General features: G+C 68.3%; 2 protein-coding genes. One reads left to right on the forward strand and one right to left on the reverse strand.

The window, feature by feature from the left end; genetic code table 11:
• Nucleotides 1-134: 134 nt before the first annotated feature.
• Nucleotides 135-1,127 (reverse strand): arabinan endo-1,5-alpha-L-arabinosidase, encoded by a 993-nt coding sequence (locus ACFWGJ_RS43365; RefSeq protein WP_387334492.1) that lies wholly within the window; start codon nt 1,125-1,127, stop codon nt 135-137.
• Between the two features lie 293 nt (nt 1,128-1,420).
• On the opposite strand from ACFWGJ_RS43365, the gene ACFWGJ_RS43370 reads away from it, so the two are divergent.
• Nucleotides 1,421-2,182 carry an intradiol ring-cleavage dioxygenase gene (locus ACFWGJ_RS43370; RefSeq protein WP_387334493.1) on the forward strand — a complete coding sequence of 254 codons (762 nt, stop codon included), beginning with the start codon at nt 1,421-1,423 and terminating at the stop codon, nt 2,180-2,182.
• Nucleotides 2,183-2,268: the final 86 nt, after the last annotated feature.

The raw sequence follows: 2,268 nt of genomic DNA on the forward strand, positions 1-2,268 counted from the left end.
CCCAGGTACCTGGGGGCGCGGGGAACTGCGCGGCCCGCCCCCACCGGGGCCGCACCCGACGAACCGGCACGGGCCCTTTCAGGGGCGCGGGGAACTGCGCAGTCTTTGAGCGCACCCCCCACCGGCCCGAGGGGTCAGTAGGCGACGGGCCACCCGGTGCTCCAGTTCAGGAGGTTGATGCCGAGTTTGGGGGTGCCGTTGTCCTGGCCGTCGTAGTAGTGGTAGACGATCAGGTCACCGTCCGAGTCCGCCATGATCGACTGCCCGCCGGGCCCGATGTACCGCCCGTGCGACTCCAGGACCGCCGTCCCGCCGTTGTTCGTCATCGCCACGCCGCTCTTGTCGTAGTACGGGCCGGTGACGCTGGTGGCCCGCCCGACCTTGACCTTGTACGTGGAGCTGGTGCCGGCGCAGCAGGTGTCGTACGAGGCGAAGAGGTAGTAGTAGCCGCCCCGCTTGACGATGTAGGGCGCCTCGACCGCCTTGGTGCCGGTCGGGCGGGACGCGATCGAGTAGCGCGTGGTGTTGGCCGAGAGCTGCTTGCCGGTCGACGGGTTGATCTGGATCATTTTCAGCCCGGTCCACCAACTGCCGAAGGACAGCCACCACTTGCCGTCGCTGTCGACGAAGAGGTTCGGGTCGATGGCGTTGTAGTCGCTGGAAGTGGTGGACGTGTAGACCGTCCCGTAGTCGCTCCAGGAACCCGGCAGCCCGGTCGTCGAACCGGCCAGCCCGATGGCCGACTTGTTCGAGCCGAAGGTCGAGACGGCGTAGTACATCAGGTACTTGCCGCCCGCGTACGAGATGTCGGGCGCCCAGGCCTCCGTCGCGTACGACGACCACCAGCCCGGCTTGGTGGCGAAGGCGTCGGAGCCCGCGCTGAAGGCGATCCGGTTGGTCGACGTCTTGTAGCTGAGGCCGCCGCCGGTCGCGTACAGCAGGTACTGCCCTGACGAGGTACGGATCATCGTCGGGTCGTGCACGACGGTCGAGCCCGTGACGGTGCCCGGGTTGGGGTACGCGGAGGCGGTGGTGGGGACGAGGGCGAGCAGGATCGCCGCGGGGAGGGCGAGGAGTGCGGTCCTGCGGCCCGTACGCCGGGGGGTCCTGCTGGAGGTGGGGCTCACGCGGATCCTCCTACGAGTGGGGGGGTCGAGGGGAGCTGACGGGAGAGGTGCTGAGAGCTGGAGAAGCTCGCCTCGTTCGGCATCACGAACGCTGCTCATGCCTTCGAACGGGAGGGATGACCCGGAACGTAGAATCGAACCCCTTGCGCGTCAACGGTTCACACGGCCCCGCGCGCCCCGGTAAACGTCGAAAGTCTTTCGGCGTCCCGGCTGTCTCACAACAGACTTGACGCTTCGTCACTTTGCCCAACCCACAGCGCTTCGACAGATTCCGTTTCTACGGTGCCGTGTTCATGACAGACACATCGATCGGACGTCGAACCGTGCTCATCGCCACGGGCGCCACCGCCGCCACCCTGGCCGTCGGTGCCACGCTCCCCGAGGCCTCCACCACGGCCCCCACTACGGCTGCCGACCAGCAGCCGGTCGCCGCGGCGGCCGTCTGCACCCTCACGAAGGAGATGACCGAAGGCCCCTACTACCTCGACGGACAGCTCGTCCGCGCGGACATCCACGAGGACAAGACCGGGATTCCGCTCAAGCTCACCCTCACCGTCGTCGACGACGACACCTGCGCCCCGCTCGACAGCGCGCTGGTGGAGATCTGGCACTGCGACGCGCTCGGCGAGTACTCCGGGTTCGTCGGCGGGAACGGGCACAACGAGCCCGACAACGGGACGTTCCTGCGCGGCGGAGTCCTGACGGGCTCCGACGGCGTCGCGAAGATCACGACGGTCTATCCCGGGTGGTACCGGGGGCGGTGCGTCCACATCCACATCAAGGTGCACACCGACGTCACACTGACCTCCGACGGCTCGTTCGAGGGCGGTCAGGAGCTGCACACCGGGCAGCTGTTCTTCGACGAGGCGATCACCACGAGGGTGGCGGCGGTGCCGGTGTACGCGGCGAACACCGTGCCGCGGACGACGCTCGCGCAGGACGGGATCTATGACGACGGGGGTGCGGCGTCGGGTCTGCTGACCCTGACGGCGCTGGGGAGCTCGACGACGGCGGGGTACGCGGGTTCTCTGACGCTGGGCGTCGAGACGAGCTGATCGGCTGCGGGCCGGTGGGGGTTGCTCGCGCAGTTCCCCGCGCCCCTGAAAAGCGGGGCTGCGCCCCAGCTTTTCGCCCTTCAGGT

This window comes from Streptomyces sp. NPDC060205 (assembly GCF_042728395.1).
In the GTDB taxonomy this organism is placed as follows: Bacteria; Actinomycetota; Actinomycetes; order Streptomycetales; family Streptomycetaceae; genus Streptomyces.